The sequence below is a fragment of the Serratia sp. Je.1.23.a genome, from assembly GCF_051129805.1.
In the GTDB taxonomy this organism is placed as follows: domain Bacteria; phylum Pseudomonadota; class Gammaproteobacteria; order Enterobacterales; family Enterobacteriaceae; genus Serratia; species Serratia liquefaciens.
In genome coordinates this window covers 1-441 of record NZ_JBCPSR010000058.1, presented here as the reverse complement: position 1 = coordinate 441, position 441 = coordinate 1, and the positions used below count along the sequence as shown (strand labels likewise).

Genomic DNA, 441 nt, shown 5'->3' with positions numbered 1-441 from the left:
AAAAAAACCGTATTACATTTGATTCCATCGGGTATTCTACGTGAAGGTGTCACTTGCTACATCGGTAATGGCGTGGTGCTAGCCCCAGATGCGCTATTAAAAGAAATGCAATCACTGGTTGAAGCAGGCGTGCCTGTGCGTGAGCGACTTCGTATTTCGCCCAACTGCCCACTGATCATGCCACAGCATGTAGCGCTTGACCAAGCCCGTGAAATCAAACGCGGCAACAACAAAATTGGCACGACCGGTCGTGGTATCGGCCCTGCGTACGAAGATAAAGTAGCGCGCCGTGCATTGCGTTTTGCTGATTTGTTGCGAGCTGACTTTGCCGATAAACTAAAAACTAACCTTGAGTTCCATAACTTTGCCTTGACCCAATACTATGGGGGTGGACGCAGTCGATTTTGAGGCGACCTTAAAGCTGGCAGAAGAATGGCGTGA

General features: G+C 49.2%; 1 pseudogene. It reads left to right on the top strand.

The annotated features are described in order from the left end of the window. A pseudogene (locus AAZT04_RS26175) lies at window positions 1-441 on the top strand (adenylosuccinate synthetase); the annotation flags it as partial.